15 protein-coding genes are annotated in these 22,651 nt (G+C 61.8%); 4 read left to right on the top strand and 11 right to left on the bottom strand.

All coding sequences use genetic code 11. From position 1 onward, the window contains the following. The first annotated feature begins 12 nt into the window (after nucleotides 1-12). The gene (gene hglS / locus V8689_RS16020) at nucleotides 13-1,389 is read left to right on the top strand and encodes a 2-oxoadipate dioxygenase/decarboxylase HglS (protein WP_056788091.1); all 1,377 of its coding nucleotides are present in this window, start codon (nucleotides 13-15) and stop codon (nucleotides 1,387-1,389) included. 733 nt (nucleotides 1,390-2,122) lie between these two features. Here hglS and V8689_RS16025 read toward each other — a convergent pair. Continuing rightward, on the bottom strand, nucleotides 2,123-2,347 hold the full coding sequence (locus tag V8689_RS16025) for a DUF465 domain-containing protein (RefSeq protein ID WP_014718181.1): 225 nt from the start codon (nucleotides 2,345-2,347) through the stop codon (nucleotides 2,123-2,125). A gap of 175 nt (nucleotides 2,348-2,522) precedes the next feature. On the opposite strand from V8689_RS16025, the gene tkt reads away from it, so the two are divergent. Continuing rightward, nucleotides 2,523-4,580: a transketolase gene (gene tkt, locus V8689_RS16030; RefSeq protein ID WP_056788089.1), complete on the top strand. Its 2,058-nt coding sequence runs from the start codon at nucleotides 2,523-2,525 to the stop codon at nucleotides 4,578-4,580. 81 nt (nucleotides 4,581-4,661) lie between these two features. Here tkt and uvrA read toward each other — a convergent pair whose 3' ends face one another. From uvrA to V8689_RS16070, 8 genes are all read right to left on the bottom strand, one after another. Next, nucleotides 4,662-7,205, bottom strand: a complete 2,544-nt coding sequence (uvrA, locus tag V8689_RS16035) for an excinuclease ABC subunit UvrA (protein ID WP_056788085.1) — start codon at nucleotides 7,203-7,205, stop codon at nucleotides 4,662-4,664. Continuing rightward, on the bottom strand, nucleotides 7,202-8,914 hold the full coding sequence (locus V8689_RS16040; RefSeq protein WP_056788083.1) for an ATP-binding protein: 1,713 nt from the start codon (nucleotides 8,912-8,914) through the stop codon (nucleotides 7,202-7,204). The genes uvrA and V8689_RS16040 overlap by 4 nt, the downstream gene beginning before the upstream one ends. Nucleotides 8,915-9,014: 100 nt before the next feature. Beyond that, nucleotides 9,015-12,086 carry an error-prone DNA polymerase gene (locus V8689_RS16045; protein ID WP_056788081.1) on the bottom strand — a complete coding sequence of 1,024 codons (3,072 nt, stop codon included), beginning with the start codon at nucleotides 12,084-12,086 and terminating at the stop codon, nucleotides 9,015-9,017. Nucleotides 12,087-12,222: 136 nt separating this feature from the next. Further along, nucleotides 12,223-13,638 (bottom strand): Y-family DNA polymerase, encoded by a 1,416-nt coding sequence (locus V8689_RS16050; RefSeq protein WP_056788078.1) that lies wholly within the window; start codon nucleotides 13,636-13,638, stop codon nucleotides 12,223-12,225. A gap of 7 nt (nucleotides 13,639-13,645) precedes the next feature. Further along, nucleotides 13,646-14,260 carry a translesion DNA synthesis-associated protein ImuA gene (gene imuA / locus V8689_RS16055; protein WP_056788075.1) on the bottom strand — a complete coding sequence of 205 codons (615 nt, stop codon included), beginning with the start codon at nucleotides 14,258-14,260 and terminating at the stop codon, nucleotides 13,646-13,648. Then, nucleotides 14,260-14,877 (bottom strand): transcriptional repressor LexA, encoded by a 618-nt coding sequence (lexA, locus tag V8689_RS16060; RefSeq protein ID WP_019817581.1) that lies wholly within the window; start codon nucleotides 14,875-14,877, stop codon nucleotides 14,260-14,262. The genes imuA and lexA overlap by 1 nt, the downstream gene beginning before the upstream one ends. 929 nt (nucleotides 14,878-15,806) lie before the next feature. Further along, nucleotides 15,807-16,394 (bottom strand): NUDIX domain-containing protein, encoded by a 588-nt coding sequence (locus V8689_RS16065; RefSeq protein ID WP_056790564.1) that lies wholly within the window; start codon nucleotides 16,392-16,394, stop codon nucleotides 15,807-15,809. A gap of 28 nt (nucleotides 16,395-16,422) precedes the next feature. Next, entirely contained in the window at nucleotides 16,423-17,286 is an 864-nt protein-coding gene (locus V8689_RS16070) for an SDR family NAD(P)-dependent oxidoreductase (protein ID WP_056790561.1), read from the bottom strand. Between the two features lie 153 nt (nucleotides 17,287-17,439). On the opposite strand from V8689_RS16070, the gene V8689_RS16075 reads away from it, so the two are divergent. After that, nucleotides 17,440-18,366 (top strand): alpha/beta hydrolase, encoded by a 927-nt coding sequence (locus V8689_RS16075; RefSeq protein WP_056790558.1) that lies wholly within the window; start codon nucleotides 17,440-17,442, stop codon nucleotides 18,364-18,366. A gap of 192 nt (nucleotides 18,367-18,558) precedes the next feature. Here V8689_RS16075 and V8689_RS16080 read toward each other — a convergent pair whose 3' ends face one another. Further along, nucleotides 18,559-19,719, bottom strand: a complete 1,161-nt coding sequence (locus V8689_RS16080; protein WP_044270774.1) for an alpha-hydroxy acid oxidase — start codon at nucleotides 19,717-19,719, stop codon at nucleotides 18,559-18,561. 120 nt (nucleotides 19,720-19,839) lie between these two features. Here V8689_RS16080 and V8689_RS16085 point away from each other — a divergent pair, with 120 nt between their 5' ends. After that, entirely contained in the window at nucleotides 19,840-20,625 is a 786-nt protein-coding gene (locus V8689_RS16085) for a DeoR/GlpR family DNA-binding transcription regulator (RefSeq protein ID WP_056790555.1), read from the top strand. 440 nt (nucleotides 20,626-21,065) lie between these two features. On the opposite strand, the gene V8689_RS16090 is transcribed toward V8689_RS16085, so the two are convergent. Next, nucleotides 21,066-22,429 (bottom strand): IS3 family transposase gene (locus tag V8689_RS16090; protein ID WP_155717239.1). Its coding sequence is split into 2 segments (ribosomal slippage): nucleotides 21,066-21,964 and nucleotides 21,964-22,429, totalling 1,365 coding nucleotides; the frame shifts between segments, so codons are not numbered across the junction. Nucleotides 22,430-22,651: the final 222 nt, after the last annotated feature.

Raw genomic sequence — 22,651 nt, forward strand, 5'->3', positions numbered from 1 at the left:
AGGAATTTTTCTATGCACGCCACCGCCCATGTCAGCCCCGATGAGATCCGCAAGGGTTTTTCCAAGGCCATGTCCGACATGTATCGAGATGAAGTGCCCTTGTATGGTGCGCTGCTGGAATTGGTGGCCGAGACCAATGCCCGCGTGCTCGACAGCGAACCGGCCCTGGCGCACCAACTGCAACGGACCGGCGAAATCCAGCGCCTGGACATGGAACGCCACGGCGCCATCCGCCTGGGCACCGCTGCGGAACTGGCAACCATCAGCCGTTTGTTCGCGGTGATGGGCATGCAACCGGTGGGCTACTACGACCTCACCCCCGCCGGCGTGCCGGTTCACTCCACCGCCTTTCGCGCCGTGCATGAACACGCGCTGCAAACCAGCCCGTTTCGCGTGTTCACCTCATTGCTGCGCCTGGAACTGATCGAAAACCCCGACCTGCGCGCCTTCGCCGAAAACGCCCTGGCCAAGCGCTCGATCTTCACCGCCGAAGCCTTGGCGTTGATCGAACAAGCCGAAACCCAAGGCGGCTTGACTGCCAGCGACGCCGAGGCCTTTATCCACCAGGCCCTGGAGACGTTCCGCTGGCACCACACTGCCACGGTCACCGGCGCCCAGTACCAGCAACTCAGCAACCAGCACCGCCTGATCGCCGACGTCGTCGCGTTCAAGGGCCCACACATCAACCACCTCACCCCACGCACCCTGGACATCGACCAAGTGCAGGCCGCCATGCCCGGCAAAGGCATCACCCCCAAAGCCGTGATCGAAGGCCCGCCCCGACGCCAGTGCCCGATCCTGCTGCGCCAGACCAGCTTCAAGGCCCTGGACGAACCCATCGCCTTCACCGACGCCCACGGCAGCCACAGCGCGCGCTTCGGCGAAATCGAACAACGCGGCGTCGCGCTCACGCCTAAAGGCCGAGCCCTGTACGACCAACTGCTGAACGCCGCCCGCGACGAGCTCGGCACCTTCCCCAATGAAACCAACGCCGAACGTTATGTGCAATTGATGGAGCAGCACTTTCAAGCCTTCCCCGATAACTACCCGCACATGCGCGAACAGGGCTTGGCGTATTTTCGCTACTTCGTCACCGACAAGGGCTTGGAGGCACGCGGCCAGACCGACCAGCCGCGCACATTGGCGGCGCTGGTCAACGCCGGTCACGTGGCGGTGGAACCGCTGGTGTACGAGGATTTTCTGCCGGTCAGTGCGGCGGGGATCTTCCAGTCAAACCTGGGGGATGGGGCGCAGAGTCACTACGCGGGCAACTCCAACCGAGCGGCTTTTGAGCAAGCGCTGGGGCGCAGGACGATTGATGAGTTGCAGTTGTATGAGCAGACGCAGCAGCGCTCTATGGATATATGTGTTGAAACGCTGTTGAGATGACTGGATGCCAGGCGCCACAGCCTTGATGGTAACCACGATGCGAAGCGAGTCGCTCTTGATCTGCTTTTGATCTTAGGCGCCCCGTTAAACCACGCTGGCCGAACGCAGGCTTGAATTCGTGGGTAACCCGGCAGGACGCCGGGTTAGCCGCCCCGCGCCATGGATGGCGCGTGGCGGCGGCCCACGGATTCAAGCCTGTGTTCGGGCACACCGAGCCTAAGCGAGGTGCCGAGTGGTGGGGCAAGAGCGTTTTGCTTACTTTTGCGCTTTTCAAAAGTGAGCCGCCGTCAGGGCGGAACCCTAGGTGGCCGTTACCGCAGCAATGGATATGTACACAATTCAACGGTGTTGACTGATAGGCCGCCTTCGCGAGCAAGCCCGCTCCCACAGTTTGATTGTGGGGTGCCCGGTGGATAGGCGTTGGCTGGAAGGCCGCCATCGCAGGCAAGCCAGCTCCCACATTTGGATTGTGGGGTGTCAGGTACATAGGCGTTGGCTGGGAGGCCGTCTTCGCAGGCAAGCCAGCTCCCACAGGCAGCATTTTCATGCCGACCGATTCGGCCCTGTATTGCAAAATTCTGAGGATGCCCACCCGGCTCAACAACGCAATCCTTGCGCCGCAACAAGCCCCAGAGCCGAGTGGACGGGGCGCATCATAGGGAGTGAAACGGCATTTGTCCTCCAGAGAATTCTGAACAAATATGCACATTCCAAATATGTTGCGAGGGATTGCTTAACCCAGCCGCCCCACAATTTCGTCTTTGACCAATAGCCGTTTCTTCTTCAGCTTTTCCACATCCTCATCGCTGGCACTGGCTTTTTCCGCTTTTAGCACCTCAGCGTCGGCGTCGTCGTATTGAGTGAGCAGCGCATCCAACCGTTTGTCCTGCGCCCTGCGTTCGTGAACAACTTCCTTGCTCAACCCCAAGTCCTGATACAGGTCGTGTTTCACTGGCATGGCGTACCTCCACAGATTGATCGATGGTCTACGCCCTTGAAGCTAGCCCATTCCCACCGGTCTTGTCATGTTCGGGGTCAATACATTCCCGTTCGTCGCAGCGCACACGATGGGATCAAACCTTTGCCCCACCCTGCCCTCAACTGTAGATCGCCACCCCAGGGAGAACGGTTTTATGAATCACGTTGCCACTGCTGCCGACACCCAATGCATCAACACCCTGCGCACCTTGGCCATGGATGCCGTGCAGAAGGCCAACTCGGGGCATCCGGGCACGCCCATGGGCCTGGCGCCGGTGGGTTATACGTTGTGGAGTCGCTTCCTGCGTTATCACCCCAAGCATCCCGACTGGCCCAACCGTGACCGTTTTGTGCTGTCGGTGGGGCATGCCTCGATGTTGCTGTATTCGCTGTTGCACCTGGCCGGTGTGGTGGAGATCGATGCCCATGGCCAGCGCTCCGGCCAACTGGCCGTCAGCCTGGACGATATCAAGCAGTTCCGGCAGATCGGCTCCAAGACCCCAGGCCATCCCGAGTACCGCATGACCACCGGCGTGGAAACCACCACTGGCCCGTTGGGCCAGGGCTGCGCCAACAGCGTGGGCATGGCCATGGCCGAGCGCTGGCTGGCTGAGCGCTTCAACCGCGACGGCCAGGTGCTGTTTGACTACGACGTCTACACCCTGTGCGGTGACGGCGACATGATGGAAGGCATCAGCAGCGAAGCCGCGTCCCTGGCCGGGCATTTGAAGCTCGATAACCTGTGCTGGATCTACGACAACAACACCATCAGCATCGAGGGCCACACCGAGCTGGCGTTCAGTGAAGACGTGATCCAACGCTTCCAGGCTTATGGCTGGCACACCGTACACGTCACCGATGCCAATGACTTGCAGGCCTTGAGCGTGGCGCTGGAAACCTTCAAGGCCAATACCGGCGCTCCCACCCTGATCGTGGTGGACAGCGTGATCGGCTACGGCTCCCCGCACAAACACAACACCGCGGCTGCCCATGGCGAGCCACTGGGCGAGGACGAGATTCGCCTGACCAAGGCCGCCTATGGCTGGCCGCAGGATTCAAGTTTTCTGGTGCCCGAGGAGGCCCGCACAGTGTTGCGCGATGCCCTTTACGAACGCGCCGAGCCGCTGTACGCCGAGTGGAACCAGAGCCTGGCGGCCCTCGACCCACAACGGGCCGATGAACTGCAACGCATGCGCGCCGGGGAAATGCCCGAGCAATGGCAAGCACACCTGCCCAGCTTTGCCGCCGATGCCAAAGGCGTTGCCAGCCGTGCTTCGGGCGGCGAGGTATTGAATGCCTTCGCCCAACAGATCCCCTGGCTGCTGGGCGGTTCGGCAGACCTGTCGCCCTCGACCAAGACCAACCTCACTTTCGACGGTGCCGGGCGTTTCAGCGCGGATGACTACAGCGGGCGCAACCTGCACTTCGGTATCCGCGAACACGCCATGGGCGCAATCGCCAACGGCATGGCGCTTTCCTACCTGCGGCCGTACACCTCGACCTTCCTGGTGTTCAGCGACTACATGAAACCGCCGATCCGCCTGGCGGCGATCATGGAGTTGCCGGTGATCTTCGTGTTTACCCATGACTCCATCGGCGTCGGCGAAGATGGGCCGACACACCAACCTATCGAACACCTCACCCAATTGCGCGCCACCCCGGGGCTGTTGACCCTGCGCCCAGGCGATGCCAATGAAACCCTGGAACTGTGGAAGGTGGCACTGGCACAAACCCATCGGCCCAGCTGTATGGTGTTATCGCGCCAGGCACTGCCGACCCTCGACCGCAGCCACTATGCCGCCGCCTCAGGTGCGGCCAAAGGTGCCTATGTGTTGGCCGGTGCAGATCAACCTAAGGTCATCCTGATTGCCACCGGCAGCGAAGTCAGCTTGGCGGTGGCCGCGTATGAGCAGCTCAAAGACCAAGGCATCGGCGCTCGCGTGGTGTCGATGCCCAGTTGGGAGCTATTTGAAGACCAGGATCAAGCCTACCGCGACAGCGTCCTGCCACCGGCGGTGAAGGCCCGTGTAGTGGTGGAGCAGGCAGGGCCCTTGGGATGGGACCGCTACGTCGGGCAGACCGGCGCCAAAGTGGTGATGAACAGCTTCGGCGCCTCGGCCCCGTTGGCCAAGTTGCAGGAGAAGTTCGGGTTTACCGTGGAGAATGTGGTGAAGCTGGCCAAAGAGCAGATCCAGCACAACAAACATATGTAAGGGGAACACCATAATCCCCCTGTAGGAGCGAGCTTGCTCGCGAAGAACTCAAAGGCGCCGCGTTCATTCAGGCAACGCGCGTTATCGTTGACGTTTTTCGCGAGCAAGCTCGCTCCTACAGGCTAGATAAGGTGCGGTACGGCTGTGTTTGCTCTTGGCAACCTGGTGGGGCGTGCCGCACGCCACCACCTTTCCGCCCAAGTCCCCTGCCCCCGGGCCGATATCAATCACCCAATCACTTTGGGCCACCACGCGCATTTCGTGCTCCACCACAACCACCGTATGCCCTGCCTCCACCAAGTGATTCAACTGGCTGAGCAAACGATCGACGTCCTTGGGGTGCAAGCCGGTGGTGGGTTCGTCCAAGACATACAAGGTGGCGCCCCGGGCGTTACGTTGCAGCTCGGTAGCAAGCTTGATGCGTTGGGCTTCACCGCCGGACAGCTCGGTAGCCGGCTGCCCCAGGCGCAGATAACCCAGGCCGATATCGCGCAGCACGACTAACGAACGCAGGATGCCCGGCTGCTCGGCAAACACCTGCACCGCCTGCTCCACCGTCAGCCCCAGCACCTGGGCGATGTTCAAGCCTTGCCATTTGATTGCCAGGGTTTCAGGGTTGTAGCGCGCGCCGTGGCAGGTGGGGCATGGCGCGTACACACTGGGCATGAACAGCAATTCAACGCTGACAAAACCTTCACCCTCACAGTTTGGGCAACGGCCCTTGGCGACGTTGAAGGAAAATTGCCCAGCGTCGTAGCCGCGCTTCTTGGCCGCTGGCGTGGCGGCGAACAGCTTGCGCACGTTGTCGAACAGCCCGGTGTAGGTCGCGAGGTTGGAACGCGGCGTGCGGCCGATGGGCTTCTGGTCCACCTGCACCAGGCGCTGGATGTGTTCCAGCCCGGCGCTGATGCGCCCGCCACTGGCTTGCGGTGCGGCATCCTCCAGGCTCGGTTCGTCGTCGCTTTCCAGCACGCGCCCCAGGCCCGTGCCCACCAGCTCCAGCAACGCCTGGCTGACCAGGCTGGATTTGCCCGAGCCGGAAACCCCCGTCACCGCGGTGAAACAGCCCAGCGGGAAATCCACGTCCAAATTGTTCAGGTTGTTTCGCGTCACGCCCTCCAGCTTCAGCCACCCGGCCGGCTCGCGGCTTGGCGCATTGGTCGGGCCAGGTTGGGCAAACAGGTATTCGCGGGTCTGCGAGGCCTCGACATCCGCCAACCCTGCGGGTGGCCCGCTGTACAGCACTTGCCCGCCATGCTCGCCGGCAGCCGGGCCCACGTCGATCAGCCAGTCGGCGCGGCGCATGGTTTCCAGGTCATGTTCCACCACAAACAGCGAATTGCCTGCGGCTTTCAAGCGATCAAGCGCAGTGAACAATGCTTCGCCATCCGCCGGGTGCAGACCCGCCGACGGCTCATCGAGCACATAAATAACGCCGAACAACTGCGAGCCCAATTGGGTGGCCAGGCGCAGACGCTGCAACTCCCCGGACGACAAGGTCGGCGTGCTGCGCTCCAGGGACAGATAACCCAGGCCCAGCTCGATCAAGGTGTTGACCCGTTCGAGCAGGTCCTGGGCGATGCGTTGGGCCGCCAGGCGTTTTTCCACCGACAACTTCATGGTGTCTTGCCCCGCTGCCACCGGCCGCAGCAACTCGGCCAATTGCGCCAGGGACAGTTGCGACAACTCGCCGATATCCACCCCGGCAAACTTCACCGACAGCGCCGCCTGGGTCAGGCGCTTGCCCTCGCACAACGGGCAGGCACTGCCTTGCATGAACTGCGACACGCGCTTTTTCATCAGCGCGCTTTGGGTGTGGGCGAAGGTATGCAGGATATAGCGCCGGGCGCTGCTGAAGGTGCCTTGGTAACTGGGCTCCAACTTGCGTTTCAATGCTTCGCGGGTCTGTTGCGGGGTGAAGCCGGCGTACACCGGCACGGTGGGGGTTTCTTCGGTGAACAGGATCCAGTCGCGCTGCTTTTTCGGCAAGTCGCGCCATGGGATGTCCACGTCATAGCCCAGGGTCACGAGGATGTCGCGCAGGTTCTGGCCCTGCCAAGCCAACGGCCAGGACGCCACTGCACGCTGGCGGATGGTCAACGACGGATCGGGCACCATCAGCGCCTCGGTCACTTCATACACACGGCCCAGGCCATGGCATTGCGGGCACGCACCTTGAGGAAGGTTCGGCGAGAAATCCTCGGCGTACAACATGGCCTGCCCTTTCGGATAACGGCCCGCGCGGGAATAGAGCATGCGGATCAGGCTCGACAAGGTGGTGACACTGCCCACCGACGAGCGCGCACTCGGTGTACCGCGTTGCTGTTGCAGGGCCACAGCAGGCGGCAAGCCTTCGATGCTGTCTACATCCGGCACGCCCACCTGGTCGATCAAGCGCCGCGCATAGGGCGCCACCGATTCGAAATAGCGGCGCTGGGCCTCGGCATACACGGTGGAAAACGCCAGGGACGATTTGCCGGAGCCAGACACGCCGGTAAACACCACCAGGGCGTCCCGGGGAATGTCGACATCGACGTTACGCAAGTTATGTTCACGGGCGCCACGCACCCTGACGAAGCCCGTTTGCTGGGCGGTGAGCGGTGGGATGTTGCGCTGTGATGTCATGGGCAACCTTGTCTTGCGCTTAGCACCCTGCGCACGCGTTGGGTCAGGGCATCGGGGCTGTAGGGTTTGCTCAGCAGGTGGATATCGGCGCTGAGCAGATGATTGGAAGACAGAATGTCGCGGGTGTGGCCGGAGGTAAACAGCACCGGCACCGGCGGGTTCTGCGCGCGGGCCCAGGTGGCCAGGTCGGTGCTCTTGACCCGGCCGGGCATCACCACGTCGGTAAAGATCAGGTCCGGCGACACGCCGCGCTGCAACACCTGCATCGCGCGGTCACCATCCTCGGCGGTCAGTACGGTATAGCCCGACTGCTGCAGCAACTCGACCACCGTCAGGCGCACGCCTTCATTATCCTCGACCACCAGAATGGTTTCCTGGCCGCTGGCTTGCAGGTCCACATCGCTGTAGTCCTCAAGGCATTCGGGCTCCAGGCAGTGGGGGAAATACATTTGCACCACCGAGCCTTTGCCCTCCTCGCTCCACATGTCCACATGCCCGCCGCTCTGGCGCACAAAACCGAACACCATGCTCAGCCCAAGGCCAGTGCCGTGGCCTTCGCGCTTGGTGGTGAAGAAGGGTTCGAATGCGCGCTTGAGGGTTGCCTCGGACATGCCCACGCCGGTGTCGGCCACTGCCAGGCGCACGTATTCGCCGGGCTTGATGCTTTTACCGACGCAATCGTCCGGGTTGAGGATGACGTTTTCCCCGGTGATACGGATCACGCCCTCGCCCTGCATGGCATCCCGGGCATTGATCGCCAGGTTGAGCAGCGCATTTTCCAGCTGGTTGCGGTCGACATTGATGCACCAGGAATCCTGGGGCAGTTGCACGTCGATATGAATGGTTTCCCCCAGCGCCCGTTGCAACAGCTCGCCCAGGCCGGCGTAGATGCGCTGCGGGTTGTACACCGCCGGCGACAAGGGCTGGCGACGGGCAAAGGCCAGCAGTTGCGAGGACAGCTTGGCCCCACGTTCCACGGCGGCGATGGCCGCGGTGACGCGACGTTGCACCTGGGGGTTGTCCGGTTCATGCCGGGCAAGCAAATGCAGGTTGCCAGCGATCACTTGCAGCAGGTTATTGAAGTCATGGGCCACGCCACCGGTCAGGCCGCCAATCGCTTCCAGTTTCTGTGACTGGCGCAACTGGTCTTCGGCGGCAGACCGCGCCTGCACTTCAGCGGCCACGCGCTGCTCCAGATTATGGGTGAGCTCCTGGCGCACCCGCTCGGATTTCACCAGCTCGGTGGTTTCCACCACAATCGCCAGCACCCCGGCCGGCTGTTGGTTGTCCCCGGCCACGGGGCTGTAATAGAGGTCCAGCCACGCGCTTTCCGGTTGGCCGTGACGCGATAACACCAGCTCCTTGTTATTGAACGACAAGGTGCCGCCCGCCAGGCACGTATCCACCACATGCCGATTGAACTCGGCCACTTCCGGCCAGCCCAGTTCCACCGGTGTGCCCAACAGGTAGGGATGGCGCCCGCCGGCAAATACCGAATAGCTGTCGTTGTAGATCATGTACCCCGCCCGCCCCCACAGCATCACCATCGGCACGGGTGAGGCCAGCATCATTTGCACGGTGCACGCCAGGCTCGTGGACCACTGATCCAAGGGGCCAAGGTCGGTGCTGGACCAGTCAAATGTGCGAATCCGCTGGGCCATTTCGCCGGCCCAGCCTTCACAGCCGTGGGGGTTGGATAAAAATTGCATGATTGGGCTCTGTGCGGGGACAAGACAGTCGCAAGTTTTGGAGCGCGCCGGCGATGGATGGTTTCATCTTGAATACACAGGAATGCAGAAACTACTGAACTCAATGAAAATCCCGGCTGCGCACCACAATCCCCTCCAGCAGCGGCGTCAAATCGGTGAGGCGCCCGGCGATCAAATGCCGCACCTCGCCCACCGCCTCCCAACGGCCGTCCACCTTGAGCAAACGCGAGCCCACCAGCGCCTGGCGCTGACGCTCGGCCAGGTCGCGCCAGACCACCACATTGAGGTTGCCGAACTCATCTTCCAGGGTGACAAAGGTCACGCCGCTCGCCGTGCCTGGGCGCTGGCGGCCGGTGACCAGCCCGGCGATGCTCACGTTGCGCCCATGTTCCACCATCAGCAACTCCTGGGAACTGCGGCAGCGGCGCCGGCGTAACTCGGCGCGCAACAACGCCAGGGGATGGGGCCCCAGGGTAGTACCGAGACTAGTGTAATCGGCGTGCAAATCTTCGCCTACCGTGGGCTCGGGCAATGCCACCGGCGTTTCATCGGGGCTCGGCAGGCCGGCAAACAAGCCCAGTTGCTGATGCACACCGGCCACGTCCCAGCGCGCCTGATGGCGGTTGCCGGCCAGGGCGCGCAAGGCCCCGGCATCCGCCAGCAGCGCCTGGGCACGCGTATCCAGCCCGGCGCGCGCGTCCAGGTCGGCGATGTCGCTGAACTGTCGACGCTGACGCACCGCTTCGATACGCCGCCCATCCTCCTCGCGAAACCCCGAGATCATGCGCAGGCCCAGGCGAATCGCCGGTTGCTGGCCGTCGATGGGTTCCAGGCTGCAGTCCCAGTCACTGGCCTGCACATCCACGGGGCGGATCTGCAAACGATGGCGCCGCGCGTCCTGCAGGATCTGGTCCGGGCTGTAGAAGCCCATGGGCCAACTATTGATCAGGGCGCAGGCGAAGGCCGCCGGTTCATGGCATTTGAGCCAGCAACTGGCATAGGTCAGCAAGGCGAAACTGGCGGCGTGGGACTCAGGGAAACCATAGCTGCCAAAGCCCTTGATCTGCTCGAAAATCTGCGCGGCAAAGGCTTCGGTGTAGCCGTTTTTGAGCATGCCGGTGCGCAGGCGTTGCTGATGGGGCTCCAGGCCGCCATGGCGTTTCCAGGCGGCCATGGAGCGACGCAACTGGTCGGCCTCGCCGGGGCTGTAGTCGGCGGCGACCATGGCGATTTGCATCACCTGTTCCTGGAACAGCGGGATGCCCAAGGTGCGTTCCAGCACAGCTTTCAATTGCGGCGACGGATAGGTCGTGGGCTCTTCATTGTTCCGCCGCCGCAAATACGGATGCACCATGCCGCCCTGGATCGGCCCGGGGCGCACAATGGCAACCTCGATCACCAGGTCATAAAACGTCTGCGGCTTGAGCCTGGGCAACATCGACATCTGCGCCCGCGACTCGATCTGGAACACACCGATGGTGTCGGCCTTGCTGATCATGGCGTAGGTGGCCGGGTCTTCCTTGGGGATCGTGGCCAGGCTCAAGTCCCGGTCGCGGTGCCGGCGCAGCAAATCGAAACAGCGGCGGATCGCACTGAGCATGCCCAGGGCGAGGATGTCCACCTTGAGCAAACCGACGGCGTCGAGGTCGTCCTTGTCCCACTGGATAATGGTGCGCTCGGCCATGGCCGCATTTTCCACCGGCACCAGGGTGTCCAGCGGGTATTCGCTGATCACAAAGCCGCCAGGGTGCTGGGACAGGTGCCGGGGAAAACCGATCAGTTGCTGGGTGAGCGTCAAGACCCGGCGCAGCAGTGGGCTGTCCGGGTCGAAGCCGCTTTCACGCAGGCGCTCCAACGGTGGCGCTTCATCGCTCCAGCGCCCGCAGCAATCGGCCAAGGCGTTGATCTGGTCTGCCGGCAGCCCGAGGGCCTTGGCCACATCGCGTACTGCGCCCGTGGCGTGGTAACTGCTGACCACCGCCGTCAAGGCTGCACGGGTGCGGCCATAGCGCTGGAACACGTATTGCAGCACCTCTTCGCGGCGTTCGTGCTCAAAATCCACGTCGATATCCGGCGGCTCGTTGCGCTCTTTGGACAGGAAACGCTCGAACAGCAGGTTGGTCAGGCTCGGGTTGATTTCGGTGATGCCCAGGGCAAAACACACCGCCGAGTTAGCCGCCGAGCCACGGCCCTGGCACAGGATCGAACGGCTGCGGGCGAAGCGCACAATGTCATGCACGGTAAGGAAATAGCTTTCGTAACCCAGCTCGCTGATCAGCTGCAGTTCACGCTGGATTTGCTGCAAGGTCTTGTCGTCGATGCCTTCGGGCCAGCGCTGGGCGATGCCCTCTTCGGTGAGGGTGCGCAGCCAGGATTGGGCGTCATGGCCTGCGGGTACGAGCTCGCGTGGATAGTGATAGCGCAACTGGCCGAGGTCGAAGGTACAGCGCCGCGCGATGGCGAGGGTTTCGTCCAGCAAGGCCTGGGGGTACAGCGCCGCCAGGGCATCCAGGCTGCGCAGGTGGCGTTCGCCATTGGGGTGCAGGCGTGTGCCGGCTTCGGCCACCGGCACATGGTGGCGGATGGCGGTCATGGTGTCTTGCAGGGCACGGCGGCCTCGCGCATGCATATGCACATCGCCGCAGGCCACGGCAGGGATTTGCAGGCTGTGAGCCAGTTGCAAGCGCTGTTGCAGATGGCGCGCATCGTCCTGGCCACAATGCAGATGCACCGCCAGCCACAGGCGTTGGTCGAAGGTGCGGCGCAGCCAGTCGAGGCTGGCCTGGGTGTCGCTGTCTTGTGCCACCCATAACGCCAGCAGGCCGGGCAGCGGTTGCTCGAAATCTTCCTGTAGCAGGCGATAGCTGCCCTTTTCAGCCCGCCGCCGGGCCAGGGTGATCAGCCGGCACAGGTGCTGGTAACCGCTCAGGTTCTCTACCAACAGCACCAGTTTCGGGCCGTTTTCGATGTGCATTTCGCTGCCGATAATCAGCGGCAAGTCCACGGCTTTGGCGGCTTGCCAAGCGCGCACAATGCCCGACAGCGTGCATTCATCGGTAATCGCCAGGGCGCTGTAGCCTTGGCCCTTGGCGCGCTCGAAGAGCTCCAGCGCACTGGAGGCGCCGCGCTGGAAGCTGAAATTGGACAGGCAGTGCAGCTCGGCATAATTCATACGCCACCCTCCCCTGTAGGAGCGAGCTTGCTCGCGAAAAACGTCAAGGCACCGCGTTCCTTCAGGAACCCAGCGTCATCGTTGACGACCTTCGCGAGCAAGCTCGCTCCTACAGTAGGTGGCGGACCGAGGGGGCTCATGCAAACCACCCTTGCAACCACAGCCCATCGCCTTGCCCCACCGTGCGATAGGCCCAACCCTGCTGGCCGGCGCGGGTCTGGATCAGGTAATAGTCGCGGCGCACATCGGCGCCATCCCACCAGCCGGATTCGATGCGCTCCGGGCCCATCAGGATCTGTACGCCGTGTTCGGCCAGCAAGGTCGGTTGCGGCAATAACCAGCCTGGGCGCCGGACCTTGTTCAAGCTCGGGCACGGATGGCTGTCGGTCGCGGCCTGCCAGGCGCATTCGGGACGGTGGTCGGCCTGAAATCGCAGGCCCTGCACCGCCTCATCCCCTAGGCGCGCGCGCAGGCGTTCGCGCAATTGCTCCCACGGCAGGGTTTGTTGCGGGCGGTCGTCGAACAGGTCCTGGCGTTGCGGCACAAACACCGGCAAGTCCTCGGCCACCAGGCGCACACCCCGCACCGGCGCGGTGACCTGTACCTGCTCCAGGCGCCCACGGGCCAGTTCGAACAACATCGAAGGCTCGCGCTCGGCGCTGAGCAGGCCCACCTTGATCACGCTGTCGTGTGCCTGGGCATGTTCCAGATGCAGGTCAAAGCGCTGCACGCCACTGTCGCGGCCGCACAGAAAGGCCGACAGGTCGCCGGTCAAGCGTCGCAAGGGGAACAGCAGCGCCTGGTGGGATTGCACATCGAAATTCAACTCGATGCGTGCATCGAACTGGTCCGGCGGCTGATAAAAATCCAGGGCCAATGGCCGCTGCCCGCTGAGGGCGTCGAGGTGCTTGAGCAGGCTGGCGTCAAAACGTCGCGCCAGGGTATGCCGGGGCAAGGCCTGCACTTGGGCCAGGCTGCGCAGGCCCATGCGCGACAAGGCGGTGGCGGCCTGGGGTTCAAGGCCTGCGCGGTCGATAGGCAGCGATGCCAGGGCCTGCATCAAGGCGCTGTCATCGGCCACGGCCAGGCCGTCGTAGCCGTTTGCCAATACCCGCGCCGCTGCCGGGTTGGGCGCAGCGACGATGCGATGACGAAAGCCAAGCTCGGTCAGCTCTTTGCGCAAACGCGCCTCGAGTTGCGGCCAGGGCCCGAACAGGCCCAGACTCGATTCAATCTCGAACAACAAGGCCCGTGGGTAATACAGGCTGACCTGGGAACTGAAACGATAGGCCCAGGCGGCCAGAAACTGCTGCAGGCGCTCGATCTCCAACGGGTCGTATTCGACACAGGCAAACTGCTTGGCCAGGGCATGGGCCGCCGTCAACGATTGCCCGGGGCGCAGGCCCAAGGCGCGGGCGGCGGCGTTGACGGTTTGCAACACGCGCCGCTGCGGCGTGCCGGCCAGCAGCGCCAGCGGCTGCTCGGGTTCGGGGTGCACACGCTGTGCCCCGTCCAGCGCCAATTGCGGGAAGACAATACACACCCAACGCATGGCAACCTCAATGCCCCGCCAGGGCAATCGGCGCCGGATGGGCCAGCCCGCCACGGCACTTGAGCACCCGCACTTGCGCGGGCCTGGCCTCGACCGCCAGGCGCAGGGCGGCGGGCGAGGCATTGATCGCCTCGCTCAAGGAGCGCCAGGCAAACGCCAGGGTCTGCCCGGTTTCCGCCGCCACCTGCAAACGCCGCAAGGCACGATCATCGGCCTTGCGCGGCCAGCACAACACCGCACCGCAACTGCCCGAACGCAGGCATTGCTCCACCGCCCACAGTGCGTCGCGCTCCTCGGCCTGGATAATGGACAACTGACGCACATCCACCCCAGCGTTCTGCCACGCATGGGGATAGGGGGTATAGGGCGGCGCCACCAGCACAATGCGCTCGCCCAGGGCCGACAAGCGCGCCAGTGTGGGCAGCACCAGTTGCAGCTCGCCCACCCCGTCCTGGGCCATCAGGATTTCACTCAAGGCCGATTCCGGCCAGCCGCCACTGGGCAGCACCGCATCCAGCGCCGCCAGCCCCGTGGGATGCACGCTGGCCGGTGGCGCGGCGGGCCGGCCCTTCCAGACTCGCCCGCCATTGAACAGCGAGTCCAGGGCAACCACGGCGCCCATCAGCCTTGCCTCACCAGGCCGCAGAACACGCCTTCGATGGCCAGGTCCTGCTCGGGCCCGACCACGATGGGTTGATACGCCGGGTTGCGCGGCAACAGGCGAACCCTGTCGCCGTGGCGCTCAAAACGCTTGATAGTGACGTCACCGTCCAGGCGCGCCACCACAATCTGCCCGTTCAAGGCTTCGGCACTGCGGCGCACACCCACCAGGTCGCCATCGAGAATGCCATCTTCAATCATCGAATCGCCCTGCACCCGCAGCAGGTAATCGGGGGTTTTGGCGAAGGTGGCGGGGTCCAGTTGCAAGCGGCTGTGCACCTCGGCATCGGCGCCAATCGGCCGACCGGCCGCCACACGGCCGAGCACCGGTACATCCAGCCACTCGGGACGCGCCGGTTGGTTGAGCAAGCGAATGCCACGGGCCTGGTTGGGGTTGACCTCGATAAAGCCGGCTTCGGTCAGCGCCACCACATGCTTGCGGGCGACGCTGCGCGAGGCGAAACCGAACGCCTCGGCGATCTCGGCGAGGCTGGGAGGCTGGCCTTGTTGCGCGATGCGCTCGCGGATGAAGGTCAGGATGGCGGTGCGGCGGGGAGTCAGGTTTGTCATGGAGTACATTTGTACTCCTGTGGGAAATTTCTGACAATAACCGTCAGTCTGCTCGTTGCCACATACCTGTGCGGGCTTGCTCGCGAAGGCGGTGTATCAGTCATTGCGTTTTCAACTGAACCACCGCTTTCGCAGGCAAGCCAGCTCCCACATTGGTCATGTATTGCCCGTAGAATCAGCGCCTGGCACCGATCCCCTGTGGGAGCGGGCTTGCCCGCGATAGCGGCGTGTCAGTCACTGGTTTTTTAATCTGAACCACCGCTATCGCAGGCAAGCCACACACTGGTTATGTGTATTGCCCACAGAATCATCGCCTGGCTCAGATCCCTGTGGGAGCGGGCTTGCTCGCGAAGGCGGCGTATCTGCTAGCACATGTGAAAACTGACCCACCGCTTTCGCGAGCAAGCCCGCTCCCACATGAAGGCATAGGTATCTACATAACTCTGTAAGCTCAACGGTAACCACGATGCGAAGCGAGCCGCTCTTGATCTGCTTTTGATCTTAGGCGCCCCGTTAAACCACGCTGGCCGGAATTCGACAGGGATTTGGGGGGTAAACCGGCAGGGATGCCGGTTTAGCCGCCCCGCGCCATGGATGGCGCGTGGCGGCGGCCCCCCAAATCACTGGCGGATTACGGGCACACCGAGCCTAGGCGAGGTGCCGAGTGGTGGGGCAAGAGCGCTTTGCTTACTTTCGCGCTTTTCGAAAGTGAGCCGCCGTCAGGGCGGAACCCTAAGCGGCCGTTACCTAAATAACGGATATGTACCCGGTCCAACTGTGTTGACTGCCAGGCCGCCATCGCAGGCAAGCCAGCTCCCACAGTTTGATTGCGGGGTGTCAGGTAGATCTGGGTCGGCTGCCAGGCCGTCGCGGGAGCAAGCTCCCTCGCCACAGATTTAGTTTAGCGTCGTAGATACCTATGCACATGAAGGCATACCTCACCACCCCTCTTTCAACATCCGCAACTCCAGATGCTGCAACAACATAATCGTCTTGCCATCCACAATCTCCCCACTCTGCACCATCGCCAGCGCCTGCTCAAAGCTCAGCTCCAGCACCTCGATATCCTCGCCCTCTTCTTCCAGGCCACCGCCTGCCCCCACTCGGTCACCTGGCTGATATTCGCCGATAAAAAAGTGAATCCGCTCGGTCACCGATCCCGGGCTCATGAACGCCGCGTAGATTTTTTCCACATGCCCCACGCGATAGCCGGTCTCTTCCTCGGCCTCCAGGCGGATGCGCTCTTCGGCGCTGGCGTTGTCGAGCAAACCGGCTGCCGCTTCAATCAGGTAGCCGGGGTAATCGTTGACGAACGTAGGCATGCGGAACTGGCGAATCAGCAACACCGTGCGTTGTTCGCGGTTATACAACAGGATGGTCGCCCCGTTGCCCCGGTCATATACCTCGCGGGTCTGGGCTTGCCAACTGCCGTCGCGACGGCGCAGGTCGAAGCTGTATTTCTTCAGCAGGTACCAGTTGTCCGAGAGGGTTTCTTCGGCGGTGATGCGCACGGGGCTATCGTTCATGGTCGAGCCTTGGTAGGTGGAAACAGATTCAGGTGGTGGCCTGGGTGGGCGGCTGTTTGATATGTGACCACGCGGCGGCCACTTCTTCAGCGTTGCCTGCTTTGATCCGGGCAAGATTGCGTGGGTAATCCACGCCAGGATTTTCGCTGAAACGCGTGGCAGTGAATTGGCCATTGCTGGCGCGCAGGATATAGCCGGTATCGGTGCACTGCCGGGAAGCCAGGAACAACACGCCCGGTGTCACCCAATCCGGCTTGAGTTCGTCCGGTTCTTCGGTCACGCCCCACATGCGCGTCTTGGCTACCGGCGAGATTGCGTTGACGAGCACTCCGGCCTCAGCGCCTTCGTGACTCAAGGCGTTCATGATCCCCACTTGCGCCATCTTGCCGGCGCTGTAGGCCACCAGCCCGGTCTGTTCGTATTGCGCATACATGGCGCGGTCGGAGGTGGTAAGGATGATGCGCGGCGCAGAAGAGCGCAGCAGATGTGGCCAGGCATGTTTGCACAACCACAACGGTGCGTAGAGGTTGATGTCCATGGCCCGCTGCAGGAACGTGGCGTCGAGTTCTGCGATGGGCTGGTAGCCCACCCAGCCGGCGTTGTGAATCAAAATATCGAGTTGGCCGAACGTTTCGAGGGTATAGGTGATCAGTTGGCGACACCCCTCGTCCGTGGACAAGTCACCGCCGTGGCCCGCTACCGTCAACCCTTCTGCGCGCAACGCCTCGGCGGCCTGTTGCACCACCGACACATCGGTGCCGGCGCCCACGTTGTCGGCGCCAATATCACTGATGACAACACGGGCCCCAGCCTGCGCCAGTGCTCGTGCATAACTGAGTCCCAAGCCACGCGCACCTCCGGTGACGATTGCGGTTTTACCTGTGAAATCCATATGTTTTTCCTCCTGTTCAGCCCCTCACCCTAACAACCCGCACGAGGATTGTTCAATGCTGTAACACTTTCATCGGCCACGATCGTCGCATTAATGCCTGCCCGCCCAGGCCATCTGGTAAAACCCGTGCTTCACCTTTGTTCTGGAACCTTCATGTCTTCTGCTTCTATACCTCGCCGGGGCCTGCGCTGGTTTGTCTGGCTGTGCATGGCCGTGTTGATTGTCGGCCTGCCAGTCGGCTGCGCCGTGCTGCAACACAAAGAGCGCGAACTGGTGTTTCGCATCGAGCCGGGAACCGCCGGCTGGTACACCGGCCTGCCCAAGGCGGTGCAGGAATTTGAACTCAAGCCCGCCAGTTTCAAAGCAGGGCAGAACATTCATGGCTGGTGGTACCCGGCAGCCAACAAAGACGCGCCGGCCATCCTCTATTTGCACGGGGTACGCTGGAACCTCACGGGCCAATTGTTTCGCATTGAGCAATTGCATGCCCTGGGCTTTTCGGTCCTGGCCATCGACTATCGCGGCTTTGGCCAAAGCCAGGGCGACCTGCCCTCGGAAGCCACGGTGTACGAGGACGCGCGCATTGCCTGGGAGCGTTTCGAGACCCTGCAACCAGACCCCAGCAAGCGCCTGATCTACGGGCACTCCCTGGGTGGCGCGGTCGCCATCGACCTCGCTGCCGAACTGGGCAAGCAGGTGCCGCTGCCGGTGCGCGGGCTGGTAATTGAATCCACCTTCACCTCCCTGGCGGATGTCGCCACGGCCGTTGCCAACACCTCATTGCCGGTGCGCTGGTTGCTGTCGCAGAAGTTCGACTCCATCGACAAGATTGCCGACATCCACATGCCGCTGTTGGTGGTCCACGGCCTCGACGACCGCTACGTACCACCGCGCTTCAGCCAGCAGTTGTTCGAAGCCGCCCAGCAACCCAAGCACCTGTTGCTGGTGCCAGGCGCCAGCCACAACAACAGCATGAACCTCGCCGGGCGCAGTTATGGCCAGGCGCTGGAAAACCTGATGCGCACCAAGATGCCCGCCCAGGTGGTGAGACACTCCACAGGCCGTGATAACGCCTCATAAATACGCTTTTCGGCACTGGGTTCGCGCTTGGCTGTCAAGCGCAAACCCTGGCCATATTGGCCCGAAATGCAAGTTGATCAAATAATGATCTTCGCTGAAATCGCCAACGCTGCCGGGCCTTCGCAAAGTTATCCACAGAGATACCCACGGTTTTCGTGGACAACTCTTTTTATATTTTTACGTTTTTTTTGCTCAAGCCGTGCTTCCAGGAAAGGTACCGGGCAACAGGATTTCGCGATTCACCTCGCGTATATCCTTATAGCCACAGAGCGCCATCGACACGTCCAGTTCGCGGGCGATGATATCGAGCGCCTTGGTCACCCCCGCCTCACCCATCGCCCCCAACCCATACAAATGCGGGCGGCCGATCATGGTGCCCTTGGCGCCCAGTGCCATGGCCTTGAGCACGTCCTGGCCGGAACGAATCCCCCCATCGAGCCACACTTCAATGCGGTTGCCCACGGCTTCGACAATCGCCGGCAATTGGCTGATGCTCGACGGCGCGCCATCAAGCTGGCGGCCACCGTGGTTGCTCACCACCAACGCATCGGCACCGCAATCGGCCGCCAAGCGTGCATCCTCCACATCGAGAATGCCCTTGATGATCAGCTTGCCGCCCCAACACTTTTTGATCCACGCCACATCGTCCCAACTCAGGCGCGGGTCAAACTGCTGGGCGGTCCACGACGACAGCGAACTCATGTCGGCCACGCCCTTCACATGCCCGACGATATTGCCAAAGCCGCGCCGCTGGGTACCCAACATGCCCATCACCCAGCGCGGCTTGGTCATCATGTTGAGAATGTTCGGCAGGGTCAGCTTGGGTGGCGCGGACAGGCCGTTGATCAAGTCTTTGTGGCGCTGCCCCAGAATCTGCAAATCCAGGGTCAGCACCAATGCATCCACCCCGGCAGCCTTGGCACGCTCGATCAACTGCTCGATAAAACTGCGGTCGCGCATTACATACAGCTGGAACCAGAACGGCTGGCCGACATGCTCGGCGATGTCTTCCAGCGAACAGATACTCATGGTCGACAAGGTGTAGCGCAGCCCGAACGCGGCAGCGGCACGGGCAGTGAGGATTTCGCCATCGGCATGCTGCATGCCCGCCAGGCCAGTCGGCGCCAGCGCCACGGGCATGGCCATGTCCTGGCCGATCATGCTGGCACGGATCGAACGCTCGTCGATATTGCGCGCCACCCGTTGACGGAACTTGATACGTGCAAAATCCGTTTCGTTGGCGCGGTAGGTGCTCTCAGTCCAGGAACCGGAATCGGCGTAGTCGTAGAACATGCGGGGCACACGTTTTTGCGCCAGCTTGCGTAAGTCTTCGATGGTTGTGATCAACGGCATCGGGTCACCTCTCCCTGAACTGAACACAGAGATTAACCGGCAGGAGCGTGGGCAACCAGCCGTTGCGTTTAGAGAGGCTGGCGATTAATCTCGCACAAACCCGCAATAAAGCGCACAAACATGCACAACACCCATCACGCCATCGACCTGCCTTCCCTGCGCAAGCAGAAGATTCTGTTATTGCTGGAACGCGACGGCAAGGTCACCGCCTCCGAGTTGGTCGAGCATTTCGCCGTGTCCCAGGACACCATCCGCCGCGACCTCGGCGAACTCGCCGCCGCCGGCCTGTTGCAACGCGTACACGGCGGCGCCCTGCCCCGGCCCAAGGATACCGGCAAGGATTTCTTTACCCGTGTCGGCGAGACCGACGAGGTCAAGCGCCACCTCGCACGCGTAGCGGCGGACCGGGTTGAAGACGGCCAGATCGTGCTGTTCGATTCCGGCTCCACCACCTTGCAGATCGCGCAGTGCTTGCCCCATGCACTGCACCTGACCGTGGTCACCCCCTCACCGATGATCGCCATCGCCCTGGCCGACCATCCGCACGTGAAGATCATCCTGGCCGGCGGCCCACTCAACCCAGCCACCCTCTCCACCGGCGGCCATGAAGCGGTGCGCCTGATCCAGAGCGTCAAGGCCGACCTGTTGTTCACCGGGGTTTGCGCACTGCACCCGCAAGTGGGCATTACCTCGCTGCATTTTGGTGAAGTGGCCGTCAAGCAAGCCTTGCTCGACAGCGCGTCCCACGTCATTGCCGTGACCACCTCAGACAAGCTCGGCGCAGTGGAACCCTTTGTGGTTGCGCCGTGCAGCCGTATTCATACGCTGATTACCGAGTGGGACGCGCCGGATGTGCAGGCGTATGAACAGCTGGGGCTGCAAGTGCAGCGAGTGGACGTGCAGTGATGCAACCCTGTGTAGGAGCGAGCTTGCTCGCGAAAAACTCACAGGCACCGCGCTCATTCAGGAAGCCCGCGTTATCGTTGACGTTTTTCGCGAGCAAGCTCGCTCCTACAAAAAGGGCAAGCCAGCCATCTGGGAACGGTAACCACGATGCGAAGCGAGCCGCTCTTGATCTTGATCTGCTTTTGATCTCAGGCGCCCCGTCAAACCACGCTGGCCGGAATTCGCCAGGGATTTGGGGGGTAAACCGGCAGGGATGCCGGTTTAGCCGCCCCGCGCCATGGATGGCGCGTGGCGGCGGCCCCCCAAATCACTGGCGGATTACGGGCACACCGAGCCAAAGCGAGGTGCCGAGTGGTGGGGCGAGGACCTTTTGGTTACTTTTGGGTCCTTCCAAAAGTGACCCGCCGTTGAACTGCCCCCCGAAAGTTGGACAGGGGACGCTATTGATTTAATGCCTGAGTCCGAAATTGTACCGGGCTCAAGCCATTTAGTCTGAGGCTTATGCGGTCTTGGTTGTAGTAGGCGATGTAATCCTCTATGCCTGATGCCAACTGCTCCACACTCTCAAATGACTCCAAATAGAAAAACTCGCTCTTGAGCGTGCCGAAAAAACTCTCCATGGCGGCATTGTCCAAGCAATTACCCTTGCGCGACATGCTCTGCTCGATGCTCTTTTCGGCCAGCATGTGTCGGTAGATAGGCTGCCTGTACTGCCAACCCTGGTCGGAGTGCAGTATCGGTTTGTCACCTTGATTCAGTCGCCCGAAGGCTTTTTCCAGCATCGTCGAAACCATCCTGAATTCGGGACGTCGGTTGATCTGGTAAGCCAGGATCTCGCCGTTGTACAAATCCATGAGAGGCGAGAGAAACAGCTTTTGCCCCTTCACCTTGAACTCCGTCACGTCGGTTGCCCATTTCTCGTTAGGGGCTTCTGCCTTGAATTCGCGCTTTAGTAGATCAGGCGCAACAAGCCCTTCAGCACCTCGGTAAGAGCGATATTTCTTCACTTTGACCAGCGACTTGAGGCCTATCACCTGCATCAGTCGATACACCTTTTTGTGATTGATCAACTCACCACTGTTTCCAAGGGTCGCGGCGATGCGGCGGTAGCCGTAACGCCCCTTATGCCCGTGATAGACGCTGCGGATGCGATCTTTAAGGCCGGCATGCTTGTCGGTTAGCAGTGTTTTGCTTTGGTAATAGAAGGTGCTGCGTGCCAGTGCCGCAGCACGTAGCAACAGAGCAAGTGGATGCTCATGCCTCAATCCTTGGACGGCCTGCGTTTTTTTGGCTGCGCAGTACGGGGATCCGCTTGGATTAAGGCATCGAGCTTTTTTAGATAGGCATTCTCCGCGCGCAGATAAGCCAGTTCTGCGAGCATTTGTGCAGGGGTCAGTTCTGCGTCCGCAGGAAGAGCAGGACTTGCTTTGGGTTGCCTGGAAGGTTTGCGGGGCATACTGGACTCTTTAAGACGCTGCGGTTGTAGTGCTTCTACACCGCCTTCATCGTACAGCTTTCGCCACTGCCTGATACTACTTGGACCACGGATATCAAACCGTATACAGGCCTGTTGGTCCGACAGTCCATCTTGTTTGATGCACTGCAAAACCTTTAATTTAAACTCGGCATCGTAATGGCTGTACTTGGCGATCAAGCCAGAGGCGCCGTGCTTTTCAAAACCCTTGACCCAGCGTCGCAGGAGCGATGGACTCAAGTCATGCTTAAGGGCCACCTCATGGATGCTACTGGCAGACAGGCACTCTTCAATCAATGATTGCTTGAGCGCTAGGTTGTATTTCGTCATGGAACACTCTCCCGAGGGGGCAGGTGTCCAACATTCGGGGGTCAGTTCACGTCAGGGCGGAACCCTAAGCGGCCGTTACCGCAGCAATGGATATGTACACAATCCAACCGTGTTGACTGGCAAGCCGTCTTCGCGAGCAAGCCCGCTCCCACAGTTGGATGGTGGGGTGTCAGGTAGAGAAGTGTCGGCTGGCAGGCCGTCATCGCAGGCAAGCCAGCTCCC

The sequence above is a fragment of the Pseudomonas sp. AK181 genome (assembly GCF_051122975.1).
GTDB classification, from domain to species: domain Bacteria; phylum Pseudomonadota; class Gammaproteobacteria; order Pseudomonadales; family Pseudomonadaceae; genus Aquipseudomonas; species Aquipseudomonas lactis.